This window comes from Nitrospira defluvii (genome assembly GCF_905220995.1).
GTDB lineage: Bacteria > Nitrospirota > Nitrospiria > Nitrospirales > Nitrospiraceae > Nitrospira_A > Nitrospira_A defluvii_C.
Map to the genome: position 1 here is coordinate 428308 of NZ_CAJNBJ010000017.1, position 15356 is coordinate 443663.

At 59.9% G+C, this 15356-nt stretch carries 16 protein-coding genes; 11 read left to right on the top strand and 5 right to left on the bottom strand.

Annotated elements, in window-relative coordinates; all coding sequences use genetic code 11:
- Positions 1–147 precede the first annotated feature (147 nt).
- From KJA79_RS17125 to KJA79_RS17150, 6 genes are read left to right on the top strand one after another with little or no spacing between them, the layout of a single operon-like run.
- Positions 148–1149, top strand: coding sequence for a PstS family phosphate ABC transporter substrate-binding protein (locus KJA79_RS17125; protein ID WP_281412699.1), 1002 nt, complete (start codon positions 148–150; stop codon positions 1147–1149).
- Complete coding sequence (locus tag KJA79_RS17130) at positions 1149–3377, top strand: ABC transporter permease subunit (protein WP_213043275.1); 2229 nt, start codon at positions 1149–1151, stop codon at positions 3375–3377. Before KJA79_RS17125 ends, KJA79_RS17130 begins: the two co-directional genes overlap by 1 nt.
- Complete coding sequence (gene pstA, locus KJA79_RS17135; protein ID WP_213043276.1) at positions 3370–5019, top strand: phosphate ABC transporter permease PstA; 1650 nt, start codon at positions 3370–3372, stop codon at positions 5017–5019. The genes KJA79_RS17130 and pstA overlap by 8 nt, the downstream gene beginning before the upstream one ends.
- A gap of 18 nt (positions 5020–5037) precedes the next feature.
- Positions 5038–5901: a phosphate ABC transporter ATP-binding protein PstB gene (gene pstB, locus KJA79_RS17140; RefSeq protein WP_343224263.1), complete on the top strand. Its 864-nt coding sequence runs from the start codon at positions 5038–5040 to the stop codon at positions 5899–5901.
- A 20-nt stretch (positions 5902–5921) separates the two neighbouring features.
- Positions 5922–6590, top strand: coding sequence for a phosphate signaling complex protein PhoU (phoU, locus tag KJA79_RS17145; RefSeq protein WP_213043277.1), 669 nt, complete (start codon positions 5922–5924; stop codon positions 6588–6590).
- Complete coding sequence (locus KJA79_RS17150; protein WP_213043278.1) at positions 6591–8144, top strand: Ppx/GppA phosphatase family protein; 1554 nt, start codon at positions 6591–6593, stop codon at positions 8142–8144.
- Positions 8145–8268: 124 nt separating this feature from the next.
- Here KJA79_RS17150 and KJA79_RS17155 read toward each other — a convergent pair whose 3' ends face one another.
- Entirely contained in the window at positions 8269–8766 is a 498-nt protein-coding gene (locus tag KJA79_RS17155; RefSeq protein ID WP_213043279.1) for a SixA phosphatase family protein, read from the bottom strand.
- 188 nt (positions 8767–8954) lie between these two features.
- Here KJA79_RS17155 and KJA79_RS17160 point away from each other — a divergent pair, with 188 nt between their 5' ends.
- A complete protein-coding gene (locus KJA79_RS17160) occupies positions 8955–9773 on the top strand; it encodes a CHAD domain-containing protein (protein ID WP_213043280.1) in 819 nt (272 codons plus the stop codon).
- 29 nt (positions 9774–9802) lie between these two features.
- Here the strand turns inward: KJA79_RS17160 and KJA79_RS17165 are convergent, their stop codons facing one another.
- The 3 genes from KJA79_RS17165 to KJA79_RS17175 all read right to left on the bottom strand — a co-directional run bounded on the left by KJA79_RS17165 (position 9803) and on the right by KJA79_RS17175 (position 13002).
- Positions 9803–10498 carry a response regulator transcription factor gene (locus tag KJA79_RS17165; RefSeq protein WP_213043281.1) on the bottom strand — a complete coding sequence of 232 codons (696 nt, stop codon included), beginning with the start codon at positions 10496–10498 and terminating at the stop codon, positions 9803–9805.
- A 357-nt stretch (positions 10499–10855) separates the two neighbouring features.
- Positions 10856–11110, bottom strand: coding sequence for a DUF2442 domain-containing protein (locus KJA79_RS17170; protein ID WP_213043282.1), 255 nt, complete (start codon positions 11108–11110; stop codon positions 10856–10858).
- A 629-nt stretch (positions 11111–11739) separates the two neighbouring features.
- Positions 11740–13002, bottom strand: a complete 1263-nt coding sequence (locus KJA79_RS17175; protein WP_213043283.1) for an ISNCY family transposase — start codon at positions 13000–13002, stop codon at positions 11740–11742.
- Between the two features lie 156 nt (positions 13003–13158).
- On the opposite strand from KJA79_RS17175, the gene KJA79_RS17180 reads away from it, so the two are divergent.
- Together KJA79_RS17180 and KJA79_RS17185 are read left to right on the top strand one after the other, a co-directional pair.
- On the top strand, positions 13159–13350 hold the full coding sequence (locus tag KJA79_RS17180) for a hypothetical protein (RefSeq protein WP_213043284.1): 192 nt from the start codon (positions 13159–13161) through the stop codon (positions 13348–13350).
- 144 nt (positions 13351–13494) lie between these two features.
- The gene (locus KJA79_RS17185; RefSeq protein ID WP_213043285.1) at positions 13495–13602 is read left to right on the top strand and encodes a type II toxin-antitoxin system RelE family toxin; all 108 of its coding nucleotides are present in this window, start codon (positions 13495–13497) and stop codon (positions 13600–13602) included.
- Positions 13603–14137: 535 nt separating this feature from the next.
- Here KJA79_RS17185 and KJA79_RS17190 read toward each other — a convergent pair.
- Positions 14138–14407 carry a hypothetical protein gene (locus KJA79_RS17190; RefSeq protein WP_213043286.1) on the bottom strand — a complete coding sequence of 90 codons (270 nt, stop codon included), beginning with the start codon at positions 14405–14407 and terminating at the stop codon, positions 14138–14140.
- 324 nt (positions 14408–14731) lie between these two features.
- Here KJA79_RS17190 and KJA79_RS17195 point away from each other — a divergent pair, with 324 nt between their 5' ends.
- Positions 14732–14953 carry a type II toxin-antitoxin system VapB family antitoxin gene (locus tag KJA79_RS17195; RefSeq protein WP_213043287.1) on the top strand — a complete coding sequence of 74 codons (222 nt, stop codon included), beginning with the start codon at positions 14732–14734 and terminating at the stop codon, positions 14951–14953.
- Positions 14940–15293, top strand: coding sequence for a PIN domain-containing protein (locus KJA79_RS17200; RefSeq protein WP_213043288.1), 354 nt, complete (start codon positions 14940–14942; stop codon positions 15291–15293). The genes KJA79_RS17195 and KJA79_RS17200 overlap by 14 nt, the downstream gene beginning before the upstream one ends.
- The last annotated feature ends 63 nt before the right edge of the window (positions 15294–15356 follow it).

Consider the following 15356-nt stretch of genomic DNA (forward strand, 5'->3'; position numbering starts at 1 on the left):
TAACTCAAGGGTGAATCGCCCGGCATCGCAGGCCTGTACGGTGGCGATCGAGGCCGCGAGAAGGGCAAGAGTTAACCCGCTCTTAATAATTTTTCTATCGTGATGAAACCTCGTCTCTTTACTGTGTGACACGAAAGGATGCCCGTGATGTCCCAAGAACCCACGAACATGCAGCGAGCGGTGTGTGTCGCGTTGTTTGCCATGCTCTATGCCGTCATCATCCTGCCGCCTGCCTGCGCCGGTCCGTCCGACGGGAAGGAGGCGACCTTGCGCCCCTACCAGAAGGTCAGCGGCGTATCCGGCACCATCAACAGCATCGGTTCCGATACCCTGAACAATTTGATCACCCTGTGGGCCGAGGGATTCCGCAAGCAATATCCCAACGTCAAAATCCAAGTCGAGGGGAAGGGGTCGAGCACGGCTCCGCCCGCGTTGATCGAAAATACGGCCCAATTGGGTCCGATGTCGCGAACGATGAAGTCGAGTGAGATCGATGCGTTTGAGTCCAAGTTCGGCTATCCCCCCACCGCCTACCCGGTCGCCGTCGACGCCCTGGCGCTCTTCGTGAACAAGGACAATCCGATCGCGGGACTGACCGTTCCGCAAGTGGATGCGCTGTTTTCGAAATCGCGCCGCCAGGGGCACGCCACGGATGTCACCCGTTGGGGGCAGCTCGGCCATACCGGGGATTGGGCAAACGCCCCGATCAGTCTCTACGGTCGCAACTCGGCCTCGGGGACCTATGGGTTCTTCAAAGAACATGCATTGAAAAACGGCGACTTCAAGGATCAGGTGAAGGAACAGCCGGGGTCGGCTTCCGTGGTGCAAGGCATCAGCGAAGATCGATACGGCATCGGGTACAGCGGCATCGGGTACACCACCTCCGGGGTCAGAATGGTTCCGCTGGCGGAAAAGTCCGGGCAACCGTTCGTGGAACCGACGGAGGCCAACACCAAGAACGGCACCTATCCGCTGTGGCGCTACCTGTATATCTATGTGAATCAAGCTCCGGGCAAACCGCTGTCCCCCATCGTCAAAGAGTTTCTGACCTACGTCTACAGCAAAGAGGGACAGTCGGACGTACTCAGGGACGGCTATTTCCCGGTCGACGCGGCGCTGGCTGAAAAACATCTCGCCAAGATCCGCTGATGGAGCGCAGCCGCATCCTCCCCATGCTCACACCGTTCAATATCCGCGCAGCGCTCGACCGAGCCGCTCGTCACATCATCACGGTCGGTGGATTGGCGACCATCGTCAGCATTCTCGCCATCTTTTTCTTTTTGTTCCGTGAGGTCACGCCGCTCTTTTCACCGCCGAGCGCCAAGCTCAGCCAACGCCTCAGTGTGCCCGCCCTGCTCGAAGAACAGGGACCCGCGCAAATTGCCGTGGATGAACATCGTGAAATTGCGCAAGTGTTCACCTCGCGCGCCGTTCAGTTCTTCGATTTGAAATCCGGGCAGCCCATTCCGATGGAGATGCCGCCGCAAATGGCGGGGCAGCAGATCACCGCGATGGCCTCGGGCGGCGGGACGGGGCAACGAGTTGCGGTGGGGACGGCCGACGGGTCGATGCTCTTGCTGAAGATCGGTATCACGACGCAGTTCTCTGATCGCGGCGAGCGACAGAAGCATCCGTACATTCGAGCCGGCGTACCCATTCCTGTGACGACCAGTCCCATTGTCCGGCTGGCCTATCGTACGACCGACCACGGGACGGTCTTTGCCCTGGCCTCCAAGGCCGGCCGGTTGCTGCTCGTGCGGCTCGCGGCGGACGATCCTTCCGGCGACCATCCCCTGATCACGGAACTGCCGCAGCCGGCCGGTGCGGTAACGGCGCTGGCCTTGGATTCGCTTCTGGAAAATCTCTACGTGGGCCTCTCCACCGGAGCGGTCGCGCACCTCGCGCTTTCAGAAACGGCCGCGCCCGAGCTGCGGGCCTCCTATCCTGTCGCTCCGCCTGCAACCGCCGTGACGTCACTCGGGTTGCTGAGCGGCGATCGCAGTCTCGTGATCATGACCGCGGACGGCGGGGTCTCGACCTGGGGCCTCGTCAGGCGCGCCGATGTGCCGGCCGGTTGGACGCTCAGCCGGATGCATGCGCTGCATGCTCACAAGGGGCCGGTCACGTCCTTCGCGCCCTCACAACGGATCAAAGGATTCCTGACCGGCGATTTGCAGGGCAATCTGTTCCTGCACCATGCCACCTCCTCTCAGACCTTGCTCCGCCTGTCCACCGGCGAGTTTCCGATTCGGGCCGTGGCGTTCGCGCCAAAAGGCGACGGGTTTATGGCGCTCGATGGCGCCGGGCAGCTGTCGTTGTATGCATTGCAGAATCCCTATCCCGAAGTCACCCTGGGCACCCTCTTCGGGAAGGTCTGGTATGAAGGGTACGATCAGCCCGCCCATGTCTGGCAGTCGTCCTCTGGATCGGACGACGTCGAGCCGAAACTCGGACTGCTCCCGCTCGCCTTCGGCACGTTGAAGGGAACGCTCTATGCTCTCCTGCTCGCTGTGCCGATTGCGATCCTGGCGGCGATGTGCACCTCGCAGTTCATGCATCAGGACCTCCGCGCATCCGTGAAACCGACCATCGAAGTGATGGCGGCCCTGCCGACGGTGGTACTCGGGTTTCTGGCCGGGTTGTGGCTGGCTCCCCTCCTCGAACGGATGTTGCCGTCGGTCGTCGCTATGGTCCTGGTGGTGCCGACGTTGGTGGTGGTGGCCTCGCTCGGGTGGTCCCTCTGCCCTCCGGCCGTCACACGCTACCTGCCGCACGGCAAGGAAGCCTTGGTCTTGATCCCCGTCTTGGGCTTCGGGATCGGCGGCTGTCTCTGGGCCAACTCGTTCTTCGAAGACTGGTGGTTTGAGGGGAACATCAAGGTCTGGCTCTCGACGCATATGGGTATTCAGTATGACCAGCGCAATGCGCTCGTGGTCGGGATTGTGATGGGGTTTGCGATCGTGCCGGTGATCTACAGCATTGCGGAGGAAGCGCTCTCCAATGTGCCTAAAAGTCAGATTGCCGGCTCGCTGGCCCTGGGAGCCACGCGCTGGCAAACCGTTCTGCATCTGGTGCTGCTCTCCGCCAGCCCGGGAATATTTTCCGCCGTCATGATCGGGTTCGGGCGCGCGATCGGAGAAACGATGATCGTGCTCATGGCGACAGGGAATACGCCGATCCTGGATTGGAGTTGGGCCAACGGCTTCCGGACCCTCTCGGCGAATATTGCCGTGGAAATCCCCGAAGCCCCGCATGGCGGCAGTCTCTATCGCGTGCTCTTCCTGGCGGCGTTGTTGCTGTTCGTCGTTACCTTTGTCGTGAATTCACTCGCGGAACTGGTTCGCCAGCGCCTCCGGGACAAATACACCCATGGTTGAACCCTCGAAACTGATGAAGGATTTTTGGCGCGGTGGAGAGCTGTTCGTCTGGCTGACGGCATCCGGCGTGGCCCTGAGTCTGTTGATGGTCGCCGGCATGATGGTGTTGATCATGCTCAACGGGCTCGGCCAATTCTGGCCCGGCACGCTGCAGCAGCTGACGCTCAAGAGCCAGGAACAGGTCATCGGCCGTCTGGTAGGTGAAGAGGTCATTCCCGAATCCGGCGCTTCAGGGACGGGAGCAAGCCCGCTGCGCTTTCGATACCGAGTCGGGAACCGGGATCAGTTCGGGTCCGAGTACCGGTGGATCAACGAGGCCGACATTCAATCGATCGCCACCCCCGACGATCTGGCCGTTGTGGAGCGCCGAGAGTGGGGTCCGGCCTTTGGTCGCATCACGGTCGGCACGCAGGATGGTGCGGCAAAGACCGGCTCGGAGAGCACCTGGTCGACCGTCGTCACGTTGGTGGAACGGGCGAATCAGCTTCGTCGACGCATCGAGCATCTTGAGCGCGATGAGATCGGGACCGTCAACCATCGTATCGAACAGGCCAGGCTGGCGCGTCAGGCCCTGGCCTTGAAGAAACAACAAGGGCCGGATGAGGCCGAGGAAGACGGGCGCCTGGTCGAGCGGATCGCCCTACTCGAACGGGACTATGTCGCCAAAACGGAAGTTCTCGATCGCTTGCGCACGGAAGCCGGGCAGGAAGTGCTGGTCTTGACGCTCTCCAATAGCACGTCGGTACGGTTGTCGCTGGATCGAGTGTTGGCGGTGAGCCGGCCGAACGCGATGACGCTCTTGGAGAAGTCGTGGGCCTATGTGCAGAACCTTTGGCAGTTCGTGTCGGGGGAGCCGCGTGAGGCCAATACCGAAGGCGGGATCTTTCCGGCGATTTTCGGGACCGTCCTGATGGTGTTTCTCATGACGCTCGCGGTGATGCCGTTCGGCGTGATGGCGGCGGTATATCTGCGCGAGTATGCCACGCAGGGCCCGCTCGTGCGGCTGGTCCGCATCGCGGTGAACAACCTTGCCGGCGTGCCGTCCATCGTCTTCGGGGTGTTCGGTCTGGCATTTTTTGTCTATGCGCTCGGAGGGACGATCGATCAGTGGCTGTTCCCCGAGGCCCTGCCCAACCCCACCTTCGGCACCGGGGGGATTCTCTGGGCCTCGCTGACGCTGGCGTTGCTGACCGTTCCGGTCGTGATCGTCGCCACGGAGGAAGGGCTCTCCGCCGTCCCCCGAGATTTTCGCGAAGGGTCGGTGGGGCTCGGTGCCACAAAGTTCGAGACTATCCGGCACGTCATTCTCCCCTGCGCCCTGCCGGGCATTCTGACGGGCCTGATCCTCGCGATGGCCCGGGCGGCCGGAGAAGTGGCGCCGTTGATGCTCACGGGAGTCGTGAAGCTGGCCCCGGCGCTTCCCCTCGACGAGTACTTCCCCTATCTGCACCTCGATCGGAAGTTCATGCATCTGGGATTTCATATTTACGACGTCGGCTTTCAATCGCCTAACGTCGAGGCGGCCAAACCCATGGTCTATATGACCACGTTGATCCTGATCCTCGTCGTGGTGTTGCTGAATCTGGCGGCGGTGATGTTGCGCAATCGCCTGCGGCGACGCTTTGCGACGTCGGCAGTGTAATCGGAGAGAGGAGTGTTCATGGATGTTCAACCCGGCAAAATGGTCGCGACGGCGCCGATGGTGACGGTCCGCCCGCCGACGGGGCAATTGCGGCCGGCCCGGCCACAGGCAGGACTGGCCTCTTCCGTGAGCGCCAAGATCTCGGTCCGCGAACTGGATTTCTATTACGGACATCGACAGTCGCTGTTTCGCGTGGGATTGACCATCCGGAGTCATTCCGTGACGGCGTTCATCGGTCCCTCGGGATGCGGGAAGTCCACTCTGCTGCGCTGTTTGAATCGCATGAACGATCTGGTGGAGGGCGCGCGGCACACGGGTCGGGTCGAGTTGGACGGCCTCGATATCTACGATCCGTCGATCAACGTGACCGATCTTCGGAAACGTGTGGGGATGGTCTTTCAAAAGTCGAATCCGTTCCCCAAATCCATCTACGACAATGTCGCCTATGGCCCGCGGTTGCACGGCACCAAAGACAAACGGTCGCTGGATGAACTGGTGCAGCATAGTTTGCAGGGCGCGGGGTTGTGGGATGAAGTGAAGGATCGGCTGCAACAGAGCGCGCTGGGCCTCTCGGGCGGGCAGCAGCAACGGCTGTGTATCGCCCGCGCGCTGGCGGTGCGGCCGGAAGTCATCCTGATGGACGAACCCTGTTCGGCGCTGGATCCCATCGCCACCGGGAAAATCGAAGAGTTGATCTATACCTTGAAGAATACGTATACGGTCGCGATCGTCACGCACAATATGCAACAGGCGGCGCGGGTCTCCGATCAGTGCGGGTTTTTCCTCATGGGCGAACTGGTCGAATTCGGCGATACCAAAACTATTTTCACCACGCCGCGGGATAAGCGCACGGAAGATTACATCACCGGCCGATTCGGGTAAATCGTGGAGGCCACCGGACCATGCAACGACATTTCGACCAAGACCTCGCGCATCTGAAACAGCAACTGCTCCGCATGGGCGGCCTCGTGGAATCGCAAATTCAACAGGCGCTCCAGGCCCTGGTGGACCGGGACTCCGACCTGGCCGTCGATGTGATCAAGCAGGATCACGACGTGAATGCGTTGGATGTCGAGATCGACGAGTTGTGCATCCAACTGTTGGCGCTGCAGCAGCCCACGGCGCGCGATCTTCGATTCGTGACCACGGGTATGAAGATTTCTTCCGAGCTGGAGCGCATGGGCGACCTGGCCGACAATATCGCCCAGCGGGCGTTGGAGCTGAATGTCGAGCCGCAACTGAAGCCCTACATCGATATCCCGCGCATGGCGAACTGGACGATGCGGATGGTCAAGGAATGTCTGGATGCCTTCGTCAATTCCGATCCGGTGCTGGCCAGAAAGGTCTGCACGGACGACGATTTCGTCGATGACGTGAACGAACAGTTGTTTCGAGAACTCCTCTCCTTTATGCTGGAAGACACTCGAACCATCACCCGCGCGATCCGTCTCACCTTCGTCGCGAAGTCGCTGGAACGCATTGCCGATCACGCGACCAACATCGCCGAACTGGTGGTCTACATGGTCGAGGGAAAAAACATCCGTCACGTGGCCCCTTCCGCGAGCTACTAGATGCCCAAACTGGCCGTCCTCGATATCGGCACCAACTCCATCCATATGGTCTTAGCGGAGGTCCAGCCGGACTACTCCTATAAGATTCTCGATCGGTTCAAAGACATGACGAGATTGGGCGACGGCGTCTTCACCTCGCGGCGCTTGTCCGATCAGGCCATGATGCGAGGCCTGGAGGTGATCCGCACGCTCGTCAACCTGGCTCGCAACAAGGGGTACGAACAGATCGAAGCGGTGGCGACCAGCGCGGTGCGCGAGGCGCGCAACGGCGGCGAGTTCCTCGATCATGTGGCGCAACAAACCGGCCTGGTCGTGCGCGTCATTACCGGCGCGGAAGAAGCCCGGCTGATTTTTCTCGGCGTGCAGAACAGTGTCGCCCTCCCCGAAAAGCCGACGTTGGTCATCGATATCGGGGGCGGATCGGTCGAAGTCATCGTCGGCGATCGGGAAACGGTCTTTCAGGCGAGGAGCCTCAAGCTGGGCGCGATCCGGCTGAAGGACCTCTATTTGACGAAGACGCCTCCCTCGAAGGGCATGCTCCGGGAGTTGGAGGAGGCCGTCACCGCTCAATTGAAGACAGGATTGGGCCCGTACAAAACCAAACGCGTCGAACAGATCATCGCGACCTCGGGCATGGCCGGCAATCTGGCCGAAGTCATCCATCTGCAGCGCACCGGACGCCCGCTGCCCCAGCTCAATCTCGCCCACGTGACCGAGAAAGAAATTGCGGCGATGGAAAAGCGCCTGGCCGGCGCCACACTGAAAACCCGGCTGGCCATTCCCGGCTTGGATCCCAAACGTGTGGATACGTTGCTGCCCGCGACGATCGTGTTCCGGATTCTGCTCGAATTACTCGAGAAGTCGGAGTTGACGATTTGCGACAAGGCGATCCGGGAAGGGATTATTTACGACTTCATCCAACGGCATCACGAAAGCATCAAGGCCGAGCGGGACATTCCCGATGTGCGTAAACGAAACATCCTCGCGCTGGCGCATCGGTGCCATGTCTCCGAAACCCATGCCCTGCATGTGGCGGGATTGGCGCTACAGCTCTTCGATCAGACCAAGCCGCTGCACGGCTTCGGGCCGCGCGAACGGGAATGGCTGGAGTTCTCGGCGATCCTGCACGACATCGGATATCTGATCAATTCGCGGCAACATCACAAACATGCCTACTATCTGATCAAGAACAGCGATCTCTCCGGGTTCACCGCCGAGGAAATCGAGTTGGTGGCGAACATCGCCCGTTACCATCGCCGGTCGGTTCCCAGCCGGAAACACGACGAATTCGACGCGCTCCCCGGCAGTAGCCAGCAGGTCATCAATGTGCTCTCCGCCCTGTTACGGATTGCCGATGGGTTGGATCGCAGCCAGTTCTCCGTCGTGCAGCAGGTGGAGGTCAAGCTCGGGAAACCCGTGGTGATCGCTGTGCAGGCATCCGGAGACGCCGAACTGGAGCTGTGGGCGGCACGCGGGCGGAGCGATCTCTTTGAGAAGGTATTCAAACGGCCGGTCGAGTTTGTGACGGCGAATCAGGATGACAACGGCACCTGATTCGGGATTCAGGTCCCCTGCCCGCACCTCGCCGTTTCGCCGTTCCGATTCTTCCGCTGCCGCCATGTTCACCTGCCGGGTTCGAGGTTATCGGACAAGCAGGGTTTGCTTCCGCAGGCCGGGATCATGCCAGAGCGCGTAACTGTGAGGCGGTGAGCCACCAGCTGAGTCGTCCCGTTCCCGGACGCGCGTGTGTCTCGACATGGATGAGGCAGGCCCCGGCCTTCTTGAGCGAAAGTCCAGGGCAGGAGGCGCCCGTCAGCAGCAGGCCGGCCGTCGCGCTGAGATGCGGTTCGTGGCCGATGCACCACACCACGGCATCGGAGGGTAGCGTCGTGAGAAGGGAACAGAGGGCCTGCGGGTCGGCCTCGGGCTCCAGTGTCGCCGTGATACGAATCGGGATAGATTGCTCAAGCAATGCTTGAAGAATGGTCGCCGTTTGCCGGGCGCGCGTCAGCGGACTTGAAAGAATATGTGTCGGCACGAGTCGCATCGCCAGCAGCCCCTTCCCGGACTGTCTGGTCCGGCCTCTCCCCTTCTCCGTGAGAGGCCTGCGCCGTTCCGCTCCTGTCCAGTCTTCGCGTTCGACGGCAATGCCATGTCGGAAGAATAGGCAGTCCATAGGAAGTGCTCCCTCGCGGTCGTTACGTGCTACAGGATGCGCAAAAAGGCTGTCCTCATAAGCCGTCGTTCGTCTCTCGTGAGAACCCGGTTGAGGATCCTGACGAGACACGCTTCAGATGTTACGTCTCACGGATAGCGAGCACGCCGCCGACGGACGCATTCCGCATCCTGACAGAAGGACAGCAGATGAAGCGCCCTGATTCGCCCATTCATACCGGAAGAACATCCCGTACTCAACAGCTGAATCAGACAGCCCTCGCCTATCAGGCCACCGTGCTGCAGCTGATGGCCCGATTGCTCGACGAGGACGCGCCGCCTGAGGTGGTCCATGCCCTGCGCACGCACATGCGAAGAATTCAAGCATTGCTGGAGCTCTATGGCGATGCCGACAACGCCCGTCTGATGGCGCATTGCGTGGGGCGTCTCAGCAAACTGCGCGCGCTGCACGTTTTCGGGCAATACCTGGTCACGATCGACGCATCCCAGGCCGACCTGGCCCTCGTAGATGCCAGGATTCACAAACAGGTGCGGAAACTCCGGCAGGCCGGGGCCTACGAGACGATCGCGCAGGCCGTGAGGGAACTGCCGTTCCCGTCGTCGACAAAATCGGACGCGTGGTTGCTCGAACGGCTCGATGCGGTACGGCATGACCACCAACGCCGGTTGCGGCGGCTGGTCGAGGCGGCGCGGGATTCACCCACACGCAAGCGCCTCCACGCCTTGCGACTCAGGCTCAAGACCGTTCGGTATCAGGGGGAATGGTTCGAACCGCCGACCGACGAACATCGGGCATTGCAAAAAAAGCTCGTCCGCCTGCAAGGGCTGTTAGGCACCTATGAAGAGTTGGCCGATTTTCGTCGCTGGGGGAAACGGTTGAGTACGATGGTGCAGGGTCGGATCAGGAACGATTGGAAGAAAGCGCGAAAGCGGGCCAAGGCCGCACCGGCCGATCTCTCGTGGTTACGCCGTGCGCTTAGTACCAACAAACTATGGTGCCCATCGTAGCGGCGAGTGCCTGGCGGGCCGGAGGCCTCTTACGAATCCGGTGCGGTCAACCGGAACCCTCCCGACACGACCTTAATGCAGGCGGGCGCGGTCGAGCCATCGCTCAGCTTGTGGTTGAGTTGTTCGATGCACCGATCCAGCTCACTGTGGTGCAGCAGAGGATCGTCGCCCCAGAGCAGCGCGTTCAGTTCTTCGCGTGGCACCGCCATTCCCGGTGTGCTCGCCAGCCGGCGTAAGGATTTCCACTCCTGCGCCGATAGGGTCAGCTTCTTCTCGCGATAGACCGCGACGTACAGGGTCTCCACCAGTTCGAGATCCTCGGCAAGATCGTCTTCCTGGGCCGGCGTGTGGCGGGCACGACGGAGAATGGCCCGCACGCGGGCGAGTAATTCAGTAGCCGTGTAGGGCTTGGCGATGTAGTCGTCGGCTCCGCAGTCGAAGGCTTCGGCGCGGCGTTCTTCCGACGAAAATCCCGACAAGACGATGATGGGGATGTTCCTGGTGGACGGATCCTGCCGCAAGCGCGTGCACATCTCACGGCCCGTCAGACCCGGCAGATTGTCATCGACCATGACCAACGACGGTTTGATGCGCCAGACATCCTGGATGCCGGACGGACCGTCGAAGGCGACGTTCGTGCGAAACGAGGCCTGACGGAGTATCTGATCCAACAGCCTCGCCTGACTCTGGTCGTCCTCGACGATTTCGATGACTTCAAGGCTCACGACGGCACTCCCCTAGCCATTCATCGGCTGGGGCCGGATGAAACTTGAATGCCATCGTTCGTCGCTCGCGATAGCTCTGTCGGGGGGGCCTGACGAGATCTGTTTCACGATTCACGCTTCACGGATGTGGAGAACGCCGCCGGCGGACCTGATTCGCATCCTGTGAGCCCCGACTATTCACGAGGGGTTCGTCAAGAAGCCGAATCACAACTCCCTCTCAGTAGCGATCTCATCACCCCCTTCACCGCCTGAGTCACACATGGGCACGATGCCCGTTTCCGTTCACCGTAGCCAACTCAAGCATTGGTACCGTCTTCTTCGCAGAGTGTGACCTTGTCTGTGGGGTGGATCACCGTGTTATGCGCAAGCTTTTTTGCTCGGTTTGTGCCGAGCACCCAGCAATCCGTCGATCGAGAGATCCTCGTCGATGAGCGGCCAATGAATGCCGTATCCCGATGGACTCACCTCAAATACGTGCTGCTGTTCCGGTGTCGATGCCGCGAGCCGATCAGACAATTCAGCGAGTGGAAAGGAAAGTGTTCTCCCATCCACGCCAAGACGCAATCGCCCCTCCTCCACCACAACCTTTTCCACATTGTGATAGTGACCCATTCTTCCTTCTCCGCTCAAACTCATCCCACTGTTGGAGCATGTGCGCGTGTTCCGGCTCGGCTTTCACTTCCATCGAAAGCTTGTCAGGCTCAAGCACGCTCCAGAGAAGGATGCGGGTATCGAGCAGAAGCTTCACGGGCGAAAGGCTTCCCATTCCTCCGGAGAGGAGACTGGGCCAAGAATATCACCCCAGACAGGTTGCCCCTTCTCGCCTCTAACCTCAGCCTCTCTTCCCGCCTCCACCCTCAAACCAGCGCAACCGTTGCTCGCGACCTACAGCATGGCATCGGTCAGCTTCCTCGCCAAAACCTGGCGGTCGAAGTGCGTCAGAACATAGTGTCTGCCGCTTGTGCCGAGTGCGCGACATGGAGTGGGATCACGAGACAGTTGCAAGCCCTGGTTTGCGAAAAGGTCACTCGTCATGCCCGACCCCATCTTGATATGCCATCGTCCTCCCCCGCCGAGAAACCCGGTTCATGTGTTAATACAAGACCCGACCCCAAGAGATACTCCTAAAACACAGCCATAGATAGAACCGGGCCCTCCCTTACGAGAGGATGGAGATAGCAAGTTAAGTTGTCCGGTTTATGTAGTACAGGATCTGTCCGGTATGTTCCCCTCCCTGGTTTTCACCCGCGCGCCGAGATTCTTGCGTGCACAGTTACCCGAGGATTGATGATCGGGCGGTCGCGTGACCGAACGGTCGGGTCCTTCTGGTGCCAAGACGCAACCTCGGATTTGATCAGCTGGCCCTCCGCGTCATAGCGCACCAAGCACCGGGGACCATGGAACACCGCTACGGTCCCATCCGGATACTCGTGGACCCGTACCGTGGCCTTCACATAATGGAAGCGATGCGAGTCGGGCGGAATTTGGAGACTCCGGCCTTGATACCGCACGGTATTGTCGTTGGCGACGACGCGGTCCTCCTGCACACACAGCACATCGGCCAGACTGACTCCCACCCAGGGCACAAACGCGGTGCCGGGTTCTGCGGCAGGAACCGCAAACCGCTGGTTGTAGGCCGGGACGAATCGGGTACGGAGCCACTCATTGGCTGCCGCCCTGTCTGTGATTCCGGCGAACGCCAGTTCTTTGGGCAGCCGATCTTGCAACGTGCAGAAGGCGCGCTCCGACCGGCCCCGCGCTTCCGGCGAATAGGCGGCAATCAGTGTGATGCCCAATTGCCGCAAGGCCCGATGCACCTGCGTCAGCCGCGTCTTGTCCACCTTGCCACCCGCCTCCGCGGTGTACCAATAGTGCGAGCCGCAATCGACATACAGGGAACTGAACAGTCCCTTCGCTTCAATGACCTCCCGCAGACCGTGGAAGCTGCTCATCGTCCCTTCTTCCTCGACGAAGAAGGCCGAGTAGAGCTCATTCGTCGCATCATCCAACGTCACGATCAGATCCCACTGGCAGCCCGGCACCCATTCATGGGTCGAGCCATCTTGCTGGAGCATCATCCCCGGCAAGGGCTTGCGCGGCCGCTTCTTGCGATGCGCGCCACGCCGGGGCGCATGGGCCACGTGACCGTTGGCCTGCAACTGCTGCTTTGTCCAGGTGTAGGAGCGGGTCCCACCATGGTTTGCTTGCCAGTGCTCGTGGAAATGTTTGACCGTCCAGCCGGTATACCGACTCTCATACAGCGTCACCATCTGCAGCGCTTCATCCACCGGGCTCGCACGGGCTGAAGCTCGGCCCAGCCGCTGATCTTCCAATCCCGCTACGCCGTTCGCTTCATAGCGGGTACTCCAGCGGCGAAACGTCCGCTCGGTCACCCCCAAGATCTCGGCGGCTTCCACCATCGTGAGTTCCCGCCGTTGTCGCCGCTCGTACAGCTCTTCAAATCGCATCCGTCTCACCTCCTGTAGGACTGTCGCCCGTGTCATGTGGCCCTCCTTGAGGGCGCACCCTAAACCGGACAGATCACGTGCTACAAAAAGCGGACAGATGATGTGCTAGCTACAGCCCCTCACGAGAGGATTGCTGGGGGTGGTGAATACGGATAGAATATCGTCGGGAACTTCAGTAAAGGAGCGAATGCTATGACTGGAATTCAGTTCGTCACGGATGAGAAGGGGCACAAAATTGCTGTGCAAATCGACCTCAAAAAGTACGGAGCCATCTTAGAAGACTTTTGGGATGGGTTGAGCGGGGAATCTCGCCGCAACGAAAAGGGCATTCCGCTTCAAAAGGTCAAAGCTGACCTGATCAAACTGGGACGTCTGCGTGGGTAAGTACTCCGTTGAGGTCAAGTTTTCTGCGCGAAAAGAGCTCGATGCATTGCCGGATCTCGTGCTCGCTCGGGTGGTTCGTGAACTTGAATCCTTAGCCGATGTTCCACGACCCGCAGGGTGTAAAAGTTGAAGGGGTACAAGGACATGTGGCGGATTCGGATCGGGGACTGGCGTGTGGTGTACCTCATCGATGAAACCGTGAAGCTGGTGAGCATCGTGCGAATTGCGCACCGGCGCGAGGTCTACGAATAGCCGGACGGCACTCCACGGTCTCGCACGGCATAACCCGTAAGCTCCTAAGCAGCTTTTTCATTAGGATCGGCATACCGTTCGAGTCAGGTCGATCTTGGGCTAATGAGGTCATGGGAACGCTGAACATTTGCCGACGAAGCACCAGCCGGATGAACCTAGGGGCGGACACACAATTGCGTCGCCAGATGCGGCGTGGCTCACCGCAACCAAGTCAATGGTTCCTGACGCCGTGTTCTTCGCCCAACATTCCTCTCCCGCTCAACCGTTGCTCGTAACGTGCTGCATGACATCGGTCAGCTTCCTCGCCAAAACCTGTCGATCGAAGTGCGTCAGAACATAGTGTCTGCCGCTTGTGCCGAGTGCGCGACATCGAGTGGGATCACGAGACAGTTGCAAGACCTGGTTTGCGAAAAAGTCACTCGTCATGCCCGACCCCATCTTGATATGCCATCGTCCTCCCCCGCCGCGAAACTGCTTGATGTGTGATTGCAAGACCCTCAAGCGCTCAAGCTGGACTGAATGGTGTCGGTGGGAATTAGGCCCGGCTGGATTCGAGGCGGTCCATGCGGGCTTTCAAGGCGGAGATATCCGTTTCGAGGGTGTGGACGCGTTGGTCGAGCTGAGAAAATGAGAGCCGCAGGAGTGCCCGCATTTCTTTGAACTCGTCACGAATCTCCTCACGGTGTTCTTGCAACTCGTGCCGAATAGTGGCGTGCCCCTCGGCTATGTGGCGGATATCGCTCCTGAGTGCTTCGGCCACCACGCCAAAATGACGCTTGATCTCTTCCATCTGCTCGGCGTTCATAGGTTGCTTGTATAGACCGATCTGCACAAAAATGCAACGCGATTTCTTCCGGGAAGACGAGATTGGTTGCTGATCGGTTTTCGTCGAAATCTCAACCTCTCTTCACGCCGCTGCCCTGCTCATGCGCCGTCAGCCATCGGCCTCCAGCCTCCAACCTCCAGCCGTCCCCCCTCCAACCTTTCTCCTCCCGCCGCCTCCAACCTCTGTCCTCCAACGGACGCACTGTGGTCACTGATGGCAATATGGGAACTTGTTCAAGTGACACCCATATGAATGAAGGTTATGATATGGGCATTCGATAGCCCAAGTACGGGGGACGAGATCATGAAAACCACGATTGAGATCGATCAGCAGCTTTTGCGACAAGCCCAGAAGACGCTGGGCACAGATACGATTAAAGGCACGGTGGAGGCGAGCTTGTGCACCGTCATTCAGCACAGCCAGTTAGAAAAATTGGCTAATGCGCTGGGCACGATCCCTCTCGATCTGACGCCTGTCCAGCTCCGCTCTCAGCGGCACAAACGGCCCTCCCATGTATCTCGTTGACACCTCCGTCTGGATCCATGCACTTCGTCCGACGGGGAATGCCGAGATTCAAGCCAGACTCAAACCCTTGATCGTCAATGGACAGACGACCGTCGCCGAGTGGATTCTTCTTGAACTGGTGACGGGACTGGTCAAGTCCGAGCAGCCCTCCAGTCTTCTCAAGTGGTTTTCGCCGGTGCCCCGGCTCTCGCTCAACCCGGAGTGGTGGGACACTGTGTGGGACTTGGCTGGGCGTCTCAGAAGACACGGGGTGTCTCCCTCGGCAGCGGATTGTCTGATTGCCACGATCGCGATGAAGCACCAGGTTACGTTCACTGCGATACCGACTTCGAGGCGATGAAAGCGATTTTCCGATTGCAGACCCTCGATTGGACCCAGTACCTTCATGCATCCTGAGTGCGTG